Annotated in this window: 12 protein-coding genes; 4 read left to right on the top strand and 8 right to left on the bottom strand. The window is 61.6% G+C overall.

Annotation, left to right across the window (positions count from 1 at the left end):
* Positions 1–37: 37 nt before the first annotated feature.
* Positions 38–1,000, bottom strand: coding sequence for an NAD-dependent epimerase/dehydratase family protein (locus E4O92_RS19870; RefSeq protein WP_135191397.1), 963 nt, complete (start codon positions 998–1,000; stop codon positions 38–40).
* Between the two features lie 27 nt (positions 1,001–1,027).
* Positions 1,028–2,227 carry a glycine C-acetyltransferase gene (locus tag E4O92_RS19865; RefSeq protein ID WP_135191396.1) on the bottom strand — a complete coding sequence of 400 codons (1,200 nt, stop codon included), beginning with the start codon at positions 2,225–2,227 and terminating at the stop codon, positions 1,028–1,030.
* A 190-nt stretch (positions 2,228–2,417) separates the two neighbouring features.
* Here E4O92_RS19865 and E4O92_RS19860 point away from each other — a divergent pair, with 190 nt between their 5' ends.
* Positions 2,418–2,990 (top strand): helix-turn-helix domain-containing protein, encoded by a 573-nt coding sequence (locus E4O92_RS19860; protein WP_135191395.1) that lies wholly within the window; start codon positions 2,418–2,420, stop codon positions 2,988–2,990.
* Between the two features lie 370 nt (positions 2,991–3,360).
* Here the strand turns inward: E4O92_RS19860 and E4O92_RS19855 are convergent, their stop codons facing one another.
* From E4O92_RS19855 to E4O92_RS19840, 4 genes are all read right to left on the bottom strand, one after another.
* Complete coding sequence (locus E4O92_RS19855; RefSeq protein ID WP_135191394.1) at positions 3,361–5,499, bottom strand: prolyl oligopeptidase family serine peptidase; 2,139 nt, start codon at positions 5,497–5,499, stop codon at positions 3,361–3,363.
* Positions 5,500–5,972: 473 nt separating this feature from the next.
* Positions 5,973–7,367 carry an SEL1-like repeat protein gene (locus tag E4O92_RS25400; protein ID WP_135191393.1) on the bottom strand — a complete coding sequence of 465 codons (1,395 nt, stop codon included), beginning with the start codon at positions 7,365–7,367 and terminating at the stop codon, positions 5,973–5,975.
* 191 nt (positions 7,368–7,558) lie between these two features.
* The gene (locus E4O92_RS19845) at positions 7,559–8,218 is read right to left on the bottom strand and encodes a 3'-5' exonuclease (protein ID WP_135191392.1); all 660 of its coding nucleotides are present in this window, start codon (positions 8,216–8,218) and stop codon (positions 7,559–7,561) included.
* A gap of 11 nt (positions 8,219–8,229) precedes the next feature.
* Positions 8,230–9,477 carry an Hsp70 family protein gene (locus E4O92_RS19840; protein ID WP_135191391.1) on the bottom strand — a complete coding sequence of 416 codons (1,248 nt, stop codon included), beginning with the start codon at positions 9,475–9,477 and terminating at the stop codon, positions 8,230–8,232.
* Positions 9,478–9,758: 281 nt separating this feature from the next.
* Between E4O92_RS19840 and E4O92_RS19835 the strand changes: the two genes are divergently transcribed.
* From E4O92_RS19835 to E4O92_RS19825, 3 genes are all read left to right on the top strand, one after another.
* A complete protein-coding gene (locus E4O92_RS19835; protein ID WP_135191390.1) occupies positions 9,759–11,705 on the top strand; it encodes an Ig-like domain-containing protein in 1,947 nt (648 codons plus the stop codon).
* Positions 11,706–11,861: 156 nt separating this feature from the next.
* A complete protein-coding gene (ctaD, locus tag E4O92_RS19830; RefSeq protein ID WP_135191389.1) occupies positions 11,862–13,460 on the top strand; it encodes a cytochrome c oxidase subunit I in 1,599 nt (532 codons plus the stop codon).
* A 20-nt stretch (positions 13,461–13,480) separates the two neighbouring features.
* Entirely contained in the window at positions 13,481–13,933 is a 453-nt protein-coding gene (locus E4O92_RS19825) for a DUF2244 domain-containing protein (RefSeq protein WP_135191388.1), read from the top strand.
* 232 nt (positions 13,934–14,165) lie between these two features.
* Here the strand turns inward: E4O92_RS19825 and E4O92_RS19820 are convergent, their stop codons facing one another.
* Complete coding sequence (locus E4O92_RS19820) at positions 14,166–15,353, bottom strand: rhomboid family intramembrane serine protease (RefSeq protein ID WP_135191387.1); 1,188 nt, start codon at positions 15,351–15,353, stop codon at positions 14,166–14,168.
* Positions 15,354–15,424: 71 nt separating this feature from the next.
* The gene (locus E4O92_RS19815; protein WP_206076913.1) at positions 15,425–15,784 is read right to left on the bottom strand and encodes a hypothetical protein; all 360 of its coding nucleotides are present in this window, start codon (positions 15,782–15,784) and stop codon (positions 15,425–15,427) included.
* Between the last annotated feature and the right edge of the window lie 28 nt (positions 15,785–15,812).

Raw genomic sequence — 15,812 nt, 5'->3', positions numbered from 1 at the left:
TTAAGCGCGCGCCTTAGCCGCGCCTCGTTCCCTGCTATTACGCCGCTTCGCTGACTCGCACGTCGACATTGGCCAGCATGTCGGTGACCATGTCGTCGATGCCGATATGCGCCTTCCAGCCCCAGTCTGCGCTGGCGCGGCTGTCGTCCAGGCTCTTGGGCCAGGTGTCGGCGATGGCCTGGCGGCTGTCCGGCTTGTAGGCGATCGTGAAGCCGTCTACCTTGCGGGTGATGGCGGCGGCCAGCTCGCGCGGATTGAACGAGACACCCGCGACATTGTAGGACGAACGAATCGCCACCTTGTCGGCTGGCGCTTCCATCAGTTCAATGGTAGCGCGAATGGCGTCGGGCATGTAAATCATCGGCAGCGTGGTTTCCGGGCCGAGGAAGCACTCGTAGGTTTCGCCGCGCAGCGCTGCGTGGAAGATCGCGATCGCATAGTCGGTGGTGCCGCCGCCCGGGGGCGACTTGAAGCTGATGATGCCGGGGTAGCGGATGCTGCGCACGTCCACGCCGTATTTCGTATGGTAGTACTCGCACAGCCGCTCGCCGGCGAGCTTGCTGATTCCGTAGATGGTGGTTGGATCCATCACCGTGTACTGCGGGGTGTGCTCGGCCGGGGTGTTGGGACCGAAGGCGGCGATCGACGACGGCCAGAACACGCTCAGCGGCTTGCCAGCCTCGCCACGCTCGCGCGCGATCTCGAGGATGTTGAGCAGCCCGTCCATGTTCAGGGTCCAGGCCTTCAGGGGAGCCTGTTCGCCGGTTGCCGACAGCAGTGCGGCCAGCTGGTAGACCTGAGTGATGCCTTCGTCCGCGACCAGTTGCGCGACACTTTCCTTGTCCAGCACATTGAGCTGCACGTAGCGCGCGGCACCGAATACGTTGTTATCGCTGATGTCGGAGGCGATGACGTTGTCCGCGCCGTGCTTTTCGGCCAAGGCCGTGACCAGTTCGCTGCCGATCTGGCCATTCGCGCCGATGATGAGAATCCGTTCCATTGTGTGTTCCGTTTTGACTTCAGTTTTTTACTTGATGATGCCCAGTTCGCGGCCGGCCTGCTCGAATGCGGCCAGGACCTTGTCGAGCTGTTCGCGGGTGTGCGCCGCCGACAGCTGGACGCGAACGCGAGCCTGCCCCATGGGCACCACCGGGTAAAAGAACCCGGACAGCAGGACGCCCAGTTCGAACATGCGCGCGGCGAATTTCTGCGCGACCGGCGCATCGAACAGCATCACTGGCACCACAGGGTGCGTGCCCGACTTGATGGTGAAGCCGATGCGCTCAATCTCTTTGCGGAAGTAGGCGGTGTTCTCATGCAGGCGGTCGCGCAGTTCGGTCGACTTCGAGATGCGATCGAGGACCGAGAGCGAGGCGCCGGCGATCATCGGCGCCAGCGAGTTGGAGAACAGGTAGGGGCGTGACTTCTGGCGCAGGGTCTCGATCACTTCCTTGCGGCCCGACGTGAATCCGCCCATCGCGCCGCCGAGCGCCTTGCCCAAGGTGCCGGTGATGATGTCGATGCGGCCCATCACGCCGCAGTGCTCGTGCGTGCCGCGGCCGGTCTTGCCCATGAAGCCGGAGGCGTGCGACTCGTCGATCATGGTCAGGGCGCCGTACTTGTCTGCCAGGTCGCAGATCTTGTCGAGCTGGGCGATCGTGCCGTCCATCGAGAACACGCCGTCGGTCACGATGATCTTGTGGCGCTTGCCAGCGTCCGTGGCCGCCAGCAGCTGCTTCTCGAGGTCGGCCATGTCGTTGTTCGCGTAGCGGTAGCGCGCAGCCTTGCACAGCCGGATGCCGTCGATGATCGAGGCGTGGTTCAGGGCGTCGGAAATGATCGCGTCGTTTTCGTCGAACAGCGGCTCGAACACGCCGCCATTGGCATCGAAGGCGGCTGCGTAGAGGATCGTGTCTTCGGTGCCGAGGAAATCCGACAGAGCACGCTCGAGTTCCTTGTGCACGGTTTGCGTGCCGCAGATGAAGCGCACCGACGACAGGCCATAGCCGTACTTTTCCAGCGCGGCGGCGGCAGCCTTCTGGGTTTCGGGGTCGCCCGACAGGCCAAGGTAGTTATTCGCGCACATGTTGATCAAGGTGCGGCCATCATCGGCCACCACCTCGGCGCCCTGGCGCGAAGCCAGCACGCGCTCGGGCTTGAACAGGCCCTGTTCGCGCAGCGTACTCAAGTTCTGCTGCAGGCCGGTGTAAAACGCTTGATCGCTCATTTCCATTCCCTCGTTTGTCGATGCCGGCTTGACCGGCCGTTGCCCTATGCTGTACCGTCTTGAACAGTTTCGGCGGCAATCGCACCAATCCGCTATGTCGAACGCAAATTCAATATAATGAATATTACGCCTGCCTGTTGAACTTGGCAAGGTGTGAAGTTGAGTCCAACACAACCTGGCAAAAAAGCCGATGAAACCTCCCGTCAACAACGCCCCCCCTGAAGTCGGCGCCACCCTGCAGCGGCTGCGGCTGGCGCGCGGGCTCACGCTCGAGGACCTGTCACGCATTGCAGGCGTCTCCAAATCGATGCTGTCGCAAATCGAGCGCGAAAAGGCGAACCCGACAATTGCCATCACCTGGCGCCTGGCCAATGCCCTGGGCGTGCCGATCGGCGAACTCCTGGCCACGGAAACGCGCGAGGTCGAAGCGATCCGCGTGCTCGACGCCCACGAAACGCCAACCTTGCCTGGCCACCATGCCGGCTACGTGCTGCGCATCCTCGGCCCGATGGAACTGGCCGGCAAATACGAATGGTACGAGCTGACGTTGGCGCCGGGTGGCGAACTGGCGTCGCAGGCGCACGATCCCGGAACGCATGAGCACCTGACAGTGCTGCACGGCGCGCTTGAGGTCGAGGTTGGTTCTGGCAAACGCAAGGTAAAGGCTGGCGGCACGGCGCGCTACCCGGCAGATCAAGACCACGTGCTGCGCAATGGCGGCAAGACGGAGGCGAAAGCCTTGTTGGTGGTCGTGCACAGGTAATGCCGAAAGCCAATTGGGGTCAGAGTAGAATTATTGAGCAACTTCCGATCGTTGCAAAACAATTTGGCTCTGACCCCAATTGGCTATTTGCCGCTCACCCAGCTTCAAACGAGGGTCAGACCCTAATTTCTGGGCAACTTCAGGAACTTGCCGGATAAATCGACGCTGACCCCATATTTCTAGGGATTGTCGCAAAACAAATGGGGTCAGAGTCAAATTGTTGAGCAACTTCCGACAGTTGCAAAACAATTCGACTCTGACCCCACTTGCCTATTTTTCACTCGCCCAGCTTTAAACTAGGGTCAGACCCTAATTTCCCGGCAACTTCAAGAACTTGCCGAATAAATCGACTCTGACCCCAGCGGCAGGATTACATATTGAGGGCCTTGTGCAGGAAGCCCCAGCGGTCGGTGACTTCGTCGATCTGCTTGGCCGTCGGCTTGCCGGCACCGTGGCCGGCCTTGGTGTCGATCCGGATGATGATCGGTGCACTGCCGCCCTGTGCCGCCTGCGCTGTGGCCGCGAACTTGAAGCTGTGTGCAGGCACCACACGGTCGTCGTGGTCCGCCGTGGTGATCATCGTTGCCGGGTAGCAGGTGCCGGGCTTGAGGTTGTGCAGCGGCGAGTATTTGACCAGGGCCTTGAATTCTTCCGGGTTTTCCGACGAGCCGTAGTCCGATGTCCAGGCCCAGCCGATCGTGAACTTGTGGAAGCGCAGCATGTCCATCACGCCCACCTGCGGAATCGCCGCGCCGAACAGTTCCGGACGCTGGGTCATCGCGGCACCAACCAACAGGCCACCGTTGCTGCCGCCGCCGATCGCGAGCTTGGCCGGCGAGGTCACCTTGTTGGCGATCAGCCATTCGGCCGCGCCCAGAAAATCGTCGAACACGTTCTGTTTCTTCAGCTTGGTGCCGGCTTCGTGCCAGGCTTCGCCATATTCGCCGCCGCCGCGCAGGTTGGCTACCGCGTAGACGCCGCCCATTTCCATCCAGGCCAGGTTGGCCGGCGAGAAGCTCGGGGTCAGCGAGATGTTGAAGCCGCCGTAGCCGTACAGGTAGGTCGGGTTGGTGCCGTCCAGCTTGAGGCCTTTCTTCGAGACGATGAACATCGGCACTTTGGTGCCGTCACGGCTGGTGAAGAATTGCTGACGGGTTTCGTAGTCGTCCGGATTGAACTCGACCTTCGGCTGGCGGAATACGCTGCTCTTGCCGCTCTTCATGTCAAGGCGATAGATCGTGGTCGGCGTGGTAAAGCCGGTGAAGGAGAAGAAGGTCTCGTTGTCGCCGCGCTTGCCGCTAAAGCCTGCGACCGAGCCAATGCCCGGCAGCGCGATTTCGCGTACCGGCTTGCCGGCACGGTCGAAGACCTTGACTACGCTGCGCGCGTCCTTCAGGTATTCGGCCACGATCTGGTCGTTGAGCAAACGCGCGTCGACCAGCGTGTCCTCGCCTTGCGGCACGATTTCTTTCCAGTTCGCTTCTTGCGGCTTGCTGATGTCGATGGCGACAATGCGCTTGCGCGGCGCGTTACGGTCGGTCGTAAAGTAGAAGACGGTGCCGACATTGTCGATGAAATCATAGGCCGCGTCGAAGTTGTCGATCAGCGGCACGACCTGCGCGTCGGCTTTCGCCAGGTCTTTGTAGAAGATGCGGTACTTGTGGGCGGTGCCTTTGGTGGCGGTGATGATCAGGTAGCGGCCGTCATCCGTGGTAGTAGCGCCAAAGCCCCATTCCTTCTGGTCCGGACGGTCGTACACCAGCTTGTCTTCGGCCTGGGCGGTGCCGATCTTGTGGTAGTACAGCTTCTGGAAGTAGTTCACGTCAGCCAGCTTGGTGGCTTCCTTCGGTTCGTCGTAACGGCTGTAGAAGAAGCCCTTGCCGTCGCTGGTCCAGGCGGTCTTGGAGAACTTGACCCACTTGATCAGGTCCGGCAGGTCCTTGCCGGTCTGGATGTCGCGTACCTTCCATTCATTCCAGTCCGAACCCGAAGCGGCGGTCCCGTAGGCGAGCAGTTTGCCGTCCGGGCTGACTTCGGCGCCGGACAAGGCGACGGTGCCGTCGGCTGCCAGGGTGTTCGGGTCGAGCAGCACGCGGGGGGTGTCGGCCAGCGACGTCATCGTGTACAGGACGGATTGGTTCTGCAGCCCGTCGTTGCGGCTGTAGAAGTAGCGGCCGCCTTCCTTGTACGGCACGCTGTAGCGCTCGTAGTTCCACAGGCGGGTCAGGCGCTGGCGGATCGCCGCGCGCTCAGGAATCTGCCCCAGGTATGCTTGGGTGACCTTGTTTTCGGCCTCAACCCAGGCCTTGGTCGCGTCGCTGTTGGCGTCTTCCAGCCAGCGGTAGGGGTCGGCAATCACGGTGCCGTGGTAGTTGTCTGTTTGGTCAACTTTCGCGGTCACCGGATAGGTGAGCGCCTGGCCGTTCGGCGGGCAGGTCTGGGCGTGAATTGGGCCGGCGCCGAAGGCGGCAAGCAGCACTGTGGCAAGGGATGCGTGTCTCAGGTGCATGGATATTCTCTTTTCTTCTGTTTGAAGGGACGGACGTGATGCCGTGCTGCATCATAGCGCGAATCCACGCCGGGAGTAAGGCAAGGCGCCGAGCAGGAGCCAAGCAGTGTAAAAGCTGGGTGCCAGTCGGAAACAATGACGCAAGTGGTCATCGGCGGCTCTGCAGTTTGGTTTGCGCGGCGCGGGGGAGCCCACGTGCGGCCGATCGGGCAAGCGCAGCGTCAAGAAGCGGCAGGCGCAAGTCTGCATGCGATGACCGCGTGCGCACGGGTGCGCACCCTACGCCTACTCCGGTCAAAGGCAGCGTTAAGAAGCGGCAGCCGCAAGTCTGTATACGGTGACCGCGTGCGCACTTCGTGCACACCCTACGCCTTCGGCATGCGGTACGACTGGTTCTGCGGTTTGCGTTACGCCCATGCCAGTTCTGGGTGTCGCCCCGGTAAGGCGAAGTTCCGCCCGTTTCCAGAACACGGCTATTGGCTGCGCCGTTCAAACGCGCAATGACGATGCGTGACCTGCCACTCGCGCGTCATGTCCAGCGCCCAGCCAATTTCGGAAGGCGTAAGCCGGCGCGCGACGATGCTCTTGTTGGCGCTGGCCGTCTCGTCGCCGGCATCGGCAGCCAGTAGCATCCACATGTAGGAACGTACCGGGTCGCGCTCGACCCCGCGGCCGCTGTTGTACATGCCGCCAAGGTTGTACTGCGCCAGCGCATGGCCCTGCTCGGCTGCCTGGCCGTACCAGTACACGGCCAGAACGTCGTCCTGTTCTACCCCCTGGCCGTTGGCGTACATGACGCCGAGGTTGTTCTGGGCGCTGGCGTCGCCCTGCTCCGCCGCCATCCGATACCAGCGCGCGGCCTTGGCTTCGTCTTTCGGCACGCCCTGTCCGTTGGCATAGATGACGCCGACGTTGAACTGGGCGTTGGCCGCGCCCTGCTCGGCCGCGCGCCGGTACCACTCGAGCGCGCGCCGTTCGTCGCGCACGGCGCCCCGTCCGTTGGCGTACATGTTGCCCAGGTTGTACTGTGCCGATATGTGCCCCTGCTCGGCCGCGCGCAGGTACCAGCTGAGCGCCCTGGCGTCGTCCTGTTCGACGCCGTGGCCGTTGGCCAGCATGAGCCCGAGGTTGAATTGCGCTTCCTTGTCGCCTTGATCGGCGGCGCGCTGCAGCCATGCGAAGGCGCGCAGAGGATCGGCGCGCACGCCATGGCCTTCGGCATAGGCGATCCCGAGTTGGCGCTGCGCAACGCGCTCGCCTTGCGCCGCCGCCTGGCGGTACCAGCAAACCGCTTGCGCGTCGTTGGCATCCACCCCCAGCCCGCGCTTGTACATGAAACCGAGGTTGAGCTGGGCCTGGGCCTCGCCCTGGACCGCAGACTTGCGGAACCACGCCATCGCCAACGGATAGTTGACTGCCGCGCCATGGCCGAACAGGTAGCATTCGCCCAGCAGATTCTGGGCGCTGGCCACGCCCTGCTCGGCGGCTCGGTAGAACCATGCCAGGGCCATTTCGTCGTCCTGCTGCACGCCGCGCCCCTTGCGGTACATCTGCCCCAGGTTTTGCTGGGCCGAGGCGTCGCCCTGCTCGGCTGCCCGGCGGAACCAGTGGGCGGCGTCGACATCGCTCTTGTCCACGCCGCGGCCGTTGTAGTACATGGCGCCCAGGTGGTTCTGGGCGAACGCAAGCCCCTGCTGCGCCGCCTCGCGCAGCCAGCGCGCCGCGCACAGATCGTCGCGCTCGATGCCTTCTCCCTTTTTGTACATCAGCCCCAGGTTGAACTGCGCATAGGCATTGCCACGCTCCGCCGCCTGCCGGAACCACATGTAAGTCTGATAGCCCTCGCGAGAAACATTCTGGCGATTCATGGTGTCCTCCGGCGAACCCGCCGTTGAAAACGCAGAAAAATCGGAGCCGGTCTGCTCGAGCGACCTTGTAATAATTGCAAGAAGTTTAATGGTGCGCTTCGGCCGGCGTTTGACTGCGCACAATCGTGCTGACATCAACGCCAAAAAACCGGCGCAGTCGCAGCAGGCGCTCCCGGAAGGGGCGCCAGAGCTTATATCGCGGGCTCTGCCTGCTGTGCGGCACGCTGTTCGGCCGCGTACTTACCCAGCCAGGCCGGCACCTTGGCAGCCGCCACCTTGTTCAATGCCGCCAGCAGGCCGGGTTGAACCTGTCCCAATCCATAAGTGGTGTCGAGGTGGCGGCCAATATGCAGCAGGACCTGGGCCGCTGCTTCGGCATCGGCTTCGGCGCGGTGCGCCCGGCTGGCGAAGCGGATGCCCAGGTGGCCGGACAACTGGCCCAGCTTGTAGCTGGCAAGTCCCGGGAACACGCGGCGCGACAGCTTGAGCGAGCAGACCAGGTGCGCATGGCCGCAAGAGCGGCCGAGCCGCTCGCCCTCGGCCTTGAGGAATTTCTCGTCGAAGCTGGCGTTGTGCGCGGACAGCGCATCGTTGCCGATGAAGTCGATCAGTTCCGGAACCACCCGTGCGGCCGGCGGCGCGCCATCGACCATCTCCTGCGTGATGCCGGTCAGTTGGGTGATGAAGGCCGGAATACGCACTGCGCAGTTCACCAGCGAGACGTAGCGTTCCGTTATCTGCCCGCCAACGATACGCAGCGCTGCAACCTCGGTGATGCGGTCGCCAGCAACGGGCGACAGGCCAGTGGTCTCGAAGTCGAGCATGACGATGGGTCGTTCGAATACACTCATCCCTGCTCTCCTTAACCGAACTTGCGCAAGGCGTCGCGCGCGAGCCCGGCGCCGATGCTGCCAAACAGGTCGCCCTCCATCTGCCTGGCCGTTGGCACCAGCGCGCCGATGCGCCGGCGCAGCAGTTGCACGCCGCTCGAACCACCGGTAAAAAAGACGGTATCCACCGCCTCGGGCGCGACGCCGGCATCGGCCAGCAGGCCAAGCACGGTGGCGTCCAATGCGTCGACCAGTTGCGCGATCGCCGTTTCGAAACCGGCACGGGTGACGGACAGCGTTTCGGGTGGGGCCAACCGGTCCAGCTCAAGCAAAACCTGGTCGCTTGAGGACAGGCCGATCTTGGCCTGCTCGACCTGCATCGCCAGCCAGTGGCCGGCCCGCTCATCGATCAGGTGCTGCAGGCGCCGGAGCCTGGCCGGGTCGTGCGCATCGCGCACCAGGTCCGTCAACTGGGCAATGTTCTTGCGGCTGTAGGCCTGGTTGATCGTGTGCCAGGTCGCGAGGTTGAAGTAGTAGCTGGACGGGATTTCGGCACCGGACGCCAGCGTACCGCCATAGCCCAGCAGCGGCATTGCGGTGGCCAGGCTCAGGTACTTATCGAAATCGGTACCGCCGATGTGCACGCCGCCTGTGGCCAGGATGTCGTCGCGGCGCTCGGCGCGGCCGGCGCGCTGCGGCCCCAGCCGCACCAGTGAAAAGTCCGAGGTGCCGCCGCCGATGTCGACAATGAGCACCAGTTCCTCGCGGTCGATGCGGGATTCATAGTCGAATGCGGCGGCGATCGGCTCGTACTGGAATTCGATGTCGGCAAAACCGACCGATCGCGCGATGCCGGCCAGCGTGTCCTCGGCCTGGCGGTCGGCCTCGCGGTCGCCGTCGACGAAGAACACTGGCCGTCCGAACACCGCGCGCGTGAACGGCCGCCCCGCCTGGCGCTCTGCGCGGCGTTTGAGTTCGCCGATGAACTGGGCGAGCAGCATGCGAAACGGCAGCGCGCGCCCGGCCACCTCGGTCTGACCGTCGATCAGGCTGGAACCGAGCAGGCTTTTCATCGATCGCATCAGGCGCCCTTCGTAGCCTTCCAGATATTCCGCGAGCGCGGCGCGCCCGTAGCTCACCTCGTCGCTGTCGGCGTTGAAGAACACGACCGAGGGCAAGGTCGGTTTGCCATCCTCGAGCGTAAGCAGCGAACCGGGCATGCCGACCCAGCCGACGGTGGAATTGGAGGTGCCGAAGTCGACGCCGCAAGCATTCGCCATGTGAGCCTTTCGTTGGGAGGGGCGGTATGGTAGCAGATTCCGCCCGCCACGGACCAGTGCGCTTAAGAGGTCGTTTCAAAATGTGCATGGCTGCATGGCGCCTGCTTGCACTGCAATAGCACGGTCTTCGTCGCCGCGCCTTGTCCTGCTCGTTTTGGAACGATCGCTAAACCCCGAAACGGCCTCTGCATGCGCGTATGTTGTTGCCGCTCAAAAAGTTTCCCACCTTAAAAAGCTACGCTGATCAGGTTGGATCGGCTCTTTTTCATTGGGGGTAAATCTTGAACACTAAACAAGCAAGTGCGTGCCTGCTGGGCGTGGTGCTCCTGCTGGCCGGTTGCGGAGGCGGTTCGGGAACGAGCGCCAGTTGTTCCCTAGGCAGCGCAGTTGGCTGCGGCGGCGGCCCGGCGCCGGGCGATACCAAGAACCCGCCGCCCACCACGCCGCCGGAATCGGCGGTAGTCGGCTCGGTGGATCTGGTCGTGAGCAACGGTTCGCTGGCATCGAGCGGCCTGGCCGGCACCGAAGTGAAGGTCACCGCGCTGGTCAAGACCGCCGACAATGTCGCGGTCGCCAACGTGCCGGTCCAGTTCTCGGCCGATTCCGGCTTCCTTTCCGTAGGCAATGGCACCAGCGATGCCGGCGGCAAGGCAAGCGCCACCCTCGGTACCGGCGGCTCCAAGGCCAACCGCGCAATCACGATCACCGCCAAGGCCGCCGGCAAACTGGCCAGCGTGGTGGTGCAGGTCACCGGCACCCACCTGGCCGTCAACGCGCCGGCCTATGTGCTGGCCGGCGACAGCGCCACCCTGACCGCGACCTTGCTCGACTCGGCCAACCAGCCGATCGCCGGACAGGCAGTGGTAGCCACGGCCAAGAACGGCAACAGCGTCAGCGTTAACGGCCCCAGCGACAGCAACGGCCAGGTCACGGTGCGCCTGGCGGCCAGCAACCGGGGCGACGAGGAAATCACCCTGCGCGCACTGGGCACGACGATCACAAGGCCGATCACGGTCGGTGGCAACGAACTGAGCCTGTCGCCGGAGGTGACGATGGATGCCGGCGGCAACCAGGTGCTAAGGCAGATCACGATCGGCAGCTGCACGCCCATCGACGGCAGCACCACTTCGGGTGCCGCCAGCGTGACCCTGAACGCCTCGCGCGGCATGCTGTACCGGGACGCCGACTGCACGGTCGCGGCGGGCGGTGCACTGGCGCTCAGCGGCGGCAATTTCCCACGCACCTACCTCAAATCCGACGTCGCGGCCGTCGTCACGATCGAGGCAGCCCTGTCCAACGGCTTGCGCGGAAGCACCAGCGTGGAATTCGTCGCACCGCTGGGCCCGACTTCGTGGGTATCCGTGCAGCCGGATCAGGCGATCGTGGGCAGCGGCGAGCGCAGCACCCTGATCGCGGTGGTGCGCGATGGCACCGCCGCAAACAACCTGGTCAAGGGCGCCACGGTGGAGTTCACAATCGTGTCCGATCCAAGCGGCGGCAACCTGCTATCCCCGCTCTCGGCCGTCACCGGCAGCGACGGGGTCGCACGCGCGGTGTTCGTGGCCGGCAGCGGCGATGGTGCCGGGAACGGCACCGTGATCCAGGCGCGCATCGCCGGCATGCCGTACGCGACCACCATGGCTACGCTGACCGTCAACAAGCGGGCGCTGTCGATCCAGTTTGGCACCGGCACCAAGTTGCTCGAGTTTTCCAGCGCGGTCCTGCAGCAGGATTTCGCAGTGTTTGTTTCCGACAACGCCGGCAATCCGGTGAAGGACGTGGCGATCAACGCCGCCGCGTGGCCAACCCGTTACGCCAAGGGCTCTATGAGCTGGCAACCGCAAGGCCCTACGCTTGAGCCCGGCATGTGGGTACCGACCATGGTCGCGATCTGCCCCAACGAGGACGTGCAGCGCAAGGGTGTTTATGACCGCGCGCTGGACGCCAACGGCAATGGCACGCTGGAGCCGGGCATTCCGCTGGTGGTCACCGCAAGCGGCAAGACCGATGCGATGGGACTGGCGACCGTCACGCTGCGTTATCCGCGCGACCGCGCGTATTGGGTCGAGGTCGAGCTGACCGTGACCGGCGTCGTCGCCGGCACCGAATCGGTCGCGCGCAGCACCCTCTGGCTGGGAGGCGTGGCCAACGACTACGGCAAGTACGCCATCTCGCCGCCCGGCGCGTACAGTCCGTACGGCAGCGGTGCATGCACCAGTCCGGATTGACCCACCTGGCAGGGGCTGCCATTTCGCGCCGTCCCTGCCATTAGTTCCCTTGTTCCCTCCTCCTTATGACCTGCGCCAAGTCCCATCCTCCACCCCAATCGTGCCAGACACGGCCCCGCTATAGTCGTCGGGAACGGACCGCAGCAGGGAGGCGCGATGAGCGGCATCACCACCGGCAGGAGCCCGGACTTCGTCCACGGCGAGGGCGAGAACGTACACCCGCACGGCTGGCGGCGCTGGCTATACGCCACCAACCACAAGGACATCGGGACCATGTACCTGGTGTTCTCGGTCACGATGTTCATGATCGGCGGCGTGCTGGCGATGCTGATCCGGCTGGAGCTGTTCCATCCAGGCCTGCAGTTCTTCGCGCCCGAACTGTACAACCAGTTCGTCTCGCTGCACGGCCTGATCATGATCTTCGGCGCGATCATGCCGGCCTTCGTCGGATTCGCCAACTGGATGATTCCGCTGATGGTCGGCGCCTCGGACATGGCCTTCGCGCGCATGAACAACTTCTCGTTCTGGCTGCTGCCGCCGGCCGCGCTGCTGCTGGTCGGCTCGTTTTTCGTGACAGGCGGCGCCAACGCGGCTGGCTGGACCATGTACGCCCCGTTGTCGGTGCAGATGGGCCCGGGCATGGACATGACCATCTTTGCGGTGCACATGATGGGCGCCTCGTCGATCATGGGCGCCATCAACATCATCACCACCATCCTCAACATGCGCGCGCCCGGCATGGGGCTGATGAAGATGCCGATGTTCTGCTGGACCTGGCTGATCACGGCCTACCTGCTGATCGCGGTCATGCCGGTGCTGGCCACGGCGGTCACGATGGTGCTGACCGACCGCCACTTCGGCACCACCTTCTTTGACGCCGCGGGCGGCGGCGACCCGGTCATGTTCCAGCACATCTTCTGGTTCTTCGGGCACCCGGAGGTCTATATCATGGTCCTGCCGGGCTTTGGCATCATCTCGCAGGTCGTTCCGGCCTTCGCGCGCAAGCCCTTGTTCGGCTACGCGTCAATGGTGTATGCCACCGCCTCGATCGCGCTGCTGTCGTTCATCGTCTGGGCGCACCACATGTTCACCACCGGCATGCCGGTCACGGCCCAGCTGTTCTTCATGTACGCCACCATGCTGATCGCGGTGCCGACCGGCGTGAAGATCTTCAACTGGGTGGCCACGATGTGGCGCGGCTCGCTGACGTTCGAGACGGCCATGCTGTTTGCGGTCGGCTTCATCTGGGTGTTCACCATCGGCGGCTTTTCCGGGCTGATTTTGGCGGCAGCGCCGATCGACATCCAGGCCCAGGATACCTACTACGTCGTGGCCCACTTCCACTACGTGCTGGTGGCCGGCTCGCTGTTTGCGCTGTTTGCGGGCTACTACTACTGGGCGCCCAAGTGGACCGGGCACATGATTAACGAAAAGCGCGCCAAGTTCCATTTCTGGAACTCGATGATATGGGTCAACGTGACCTTCTTCCCGATGCACTTCCTGGGCCTGGCCGGCATGCCGCGCCGCTATGCCGATTACCCCGCGCAGTTCACCGACTGGAACATGGTGACCTCGGTCGGCGCCTGGCTGTTCGGCCTGTCCCAGGTCTATTGGCTGTTCGCGGTCGTGATTCCGAACATCCGCGGTGGCGAAAAGGCCCCGGCCAAGCCATGGGAAGGGGCCCAAGGGCTCGAATGGACCGTGCCCAGCCCAGCGCCGTTCCACACCTTCGAGACGCCGCCCGTCGTGAAATAGCGGGGGATGAGGTGGCCGGCATGAAGCGCGAATGGATCCTCAAGCGCAACTGCTCGCTGACGCCGCGCCAGATGGGCATGGCCTATGCCCTGCTGTGCTCCGGGGCGCTGGGCATTGCGCTGTTCTTCGTGCTGCAGGGGATCTGGGTCGTGTTCGGGTTCGCCCTGATCGAGCTGGCCGGCATCACCTGCGCGCTGCTGCATTATGCGCGCCATGCACTGGACCATGAGCACATCGCGCTGACGGACGGCTGCCTGCTGATCGAGCGCGTGCTGGCGGGGCGCCGCCAGCAGGTCCGGCTGGACCCGGCGTGGACCCGGATTGCGCTGCCGGAGCCGAAGCGACGCGCGCTGATCGGGCTCGAATCACGCGGCGTCAAGGTCGAAGTCGGCAGTTTCGTCACCGAGGCGATTCGCCAGCAGGTGGCCGAGGAACTGCGGCACGAGCTGCGCGACACTTCGTACCTGGGCTAGCCGCTGCATGGCAAAAGGCGATGGTCTTTCCCACGGTCTCTCCCAGCACAATAGCGACGGAAATCTAGTGCGTCGGCGCCAGATCTGCAACTGGCCTTGCTGTGGGTTGCCTCGTCCTACCCACAATGTTGCGTCGAGCACCCGTGGCAATAGTTATTCAGTTGCTTTACGTCCCCGCCGGACCTCTTTCCTGTCTCTGAACTTGGTGAAGTAGACATGGCTTTTCCAACCATTAGGCAATTGCAAATTGCACAAGAAAATATGCAAGACCCGCTATATAGAAAAAGGCTGCCGCAGATGCGGCGCACAACTCGGAGAATGAAGACTTTGATGCCTCAGTTGCCGTGCTCCCAAATAACGTTACCCAAGCGTAGAAAAATCCAAATATGAACCCACCGATGTGGCTAAACACATCTACCCCGTCACTCGTTAAATCGAGAAGGATCTGCAAAGAGAACGCAAATGCTAATATTCGTACGGGAACAGAAACGCTCCCCGGAAGTTGCTTTTGATACTTCAATGACACTAGAAGATACGCCCCAAACAAACCAAATATGCCGCCCGAGGCGCCAGCTACTATTTGATAAGGGGAAAATAATAGACTTAGAAGTGATCCACTAGCTGCAGAGAAGAATAATATGTTGACAAACCGAACATTTCCCAAAATTATCTCAATATTGCGAGCAATGATAGCCAGTGCCAAAATATTAAACCCCAGATGAAGTGGCGAATAATGTAAAAAGAATGAGGATGCGAGCCGATAGAAATCGTGAGCGGTTAGTGTCTCTTTAATAAGCCCACCATGCTCTATCGCATCGATTCGGATTTCGGAAATATTCGACGACACCAGGGTTAAATAGATCAAAAAAAGAACAATTCCCAAAACAGCCGATAACGAAAATCTCTTTGCTTCACGTTTTGCTGTTAGCGCGGCAACGTCTTCTGATGGCGATAGAGGATGTCTCGCCGCTACCGATTTGTCGATAAATCGAACGAAGTCCTCAAAATTGCCGCTCGACTCAAATGTTCGGCGCTCTATAATTATTGACGATTTGTTAATCCGACCAATTATTACAGCAAAAATTCCTTTTGAATTGAAAAACCTTTCTATTGACTTTATTTCACAAAGAGGAATAAGGTGTTGTTTCAAAAAAAATCGAGGAACTGACAACACCTCATTATGAACAGAAATGAATTGACCGTTCGTCCTAAGCTTGAAATATCTCCGAATTGAAAACATGAGGATTACAGCATACAAGGCAACAATAAGCGATATGTAAAAATACGAAGCGGCCTGGTTAGCTATAACGATCAAGTGGATCGCAATGATAGACGCCGAAGTAATGGTCAGCAATGTGGCACGGAAAAATGAAATGACAGCATTGCTGTGCAATCTCCAACTTATTGTTTCTGTTTTCATAGTGTTGGCAAGAAAAGTGCGTTGTGGAAAGATTGATCTTCCACAACGCGGTAAGCACAAGCTAAGCGATCTTAGCGTAGTGAACAAGCAAATGCATATCCTGCATATGCTGCCAAGCCAACCATTGCAACCACGGCAATAGGCGCAGACGCTACCGCGGCTCCCACCGCGACCGCGCCCCAACCGCTTCCGAACGCAGCCGCCCCGATTCCGGCTGCTGCTGCTGCCGAAGCTCCTGCAGACAGTCCTCCACCGCTTACACAATTTACCTCATCAATTGACAGTTCGCGGATTTCGCTTTTGATGCCCGGCAAACCAATAGCGTCGTTCATGATTTTTCTCCTTTTACAAGTAAATAAGAAATATTTGCGAAATTGCCCTTCAGTTATCTCATTACTGACGTTACCATATACCCCAAAAATTTCTTTCAAGGAATATTGGTTGCTTCAAGTATATATT

The organism is Massilia horti (assembly GCF_004614195.1).
GTDB classification, from domain to species: Bacteria; Pseudomonadota; Gammaproteobacteria; order Burkholderiales; family Burkholderiaceae_D; genus Telluria; species Telluria horti.
The sequence above is the reverse complement of the archived record's forward strand: the minus strand, read 5'-3'. Positions and strand labels throughout refer to the sequence as shown.

Coding starts and splice junctions, on each gene's coding strand:
- E4O92_RS19870 (WP_135191397.1), bottom strand. CDS start 1,000: ATGGAACGGATTCTCATCATCGGCGCGAATGGCCAGATCGGCAGCGAA.
- E4O92_RS19865 (WP_135191396.1), bottom strand. CDS start 2,227: ATGAGCGATCAAGCGTTTTACACCGGCCTGCAGCAGAACTTGAGTACG.
- E4O92_RS19860 (WP_135191395.1), top strand. CDS start 2,418: ATGAAACCTCCCGTCAACAACGCCCCCCCTGAAGTCGGCGCCACCCTG.
- E4O92_RS19855 (WP_135191394.1), bottom strand. CDS start 5,499: ATGCACCTGAGACACGCATCCCTTGCCACAGTGCTGCTTGCCGCCTTC.
- E4O92_RS25400 (WP_135191393.1), bottom strand. CDS start 7,367: ATGAATCGCCAGAATGTTTCTCGCGAGGGCTATCAGACTTACATGTGG.
- E4O92_RS19845 (WP_135191392.1), bottom strand. CDS start 8,218: ATGAGTGTATTCGAACGACCCATCGTCATGCTCGACTTCGAGACCACT.
- E4O92_RS19840 (WP_135191391.1), bottom strand. CDS start 9,477: ATGGCGAATGCTTGCGGCGTCGACTTCGGCACCTCCAATTCCACCGTC.
- ctaD (WP_135191389.1), top strand. CDS start 11,862: ATGAGCGGCATCACCACCGGCAGGAGCCCGGACTTCGTCCACGGCGAG.
- E4O92_RS19825 (WP_135191388.1), top strand. CDS start 13,481: ATGAAGCGCGAATGGATCCTCAAGCGCAACTGCTCGCTGACGCCGCGC.
- E4O92_RS19820 (WP_135191387.1), bottom strand. CDS start 15,353: ATGAAAACAGAAACAATAAGTTGGAGATTGCACAGCAATGCTGTCATT.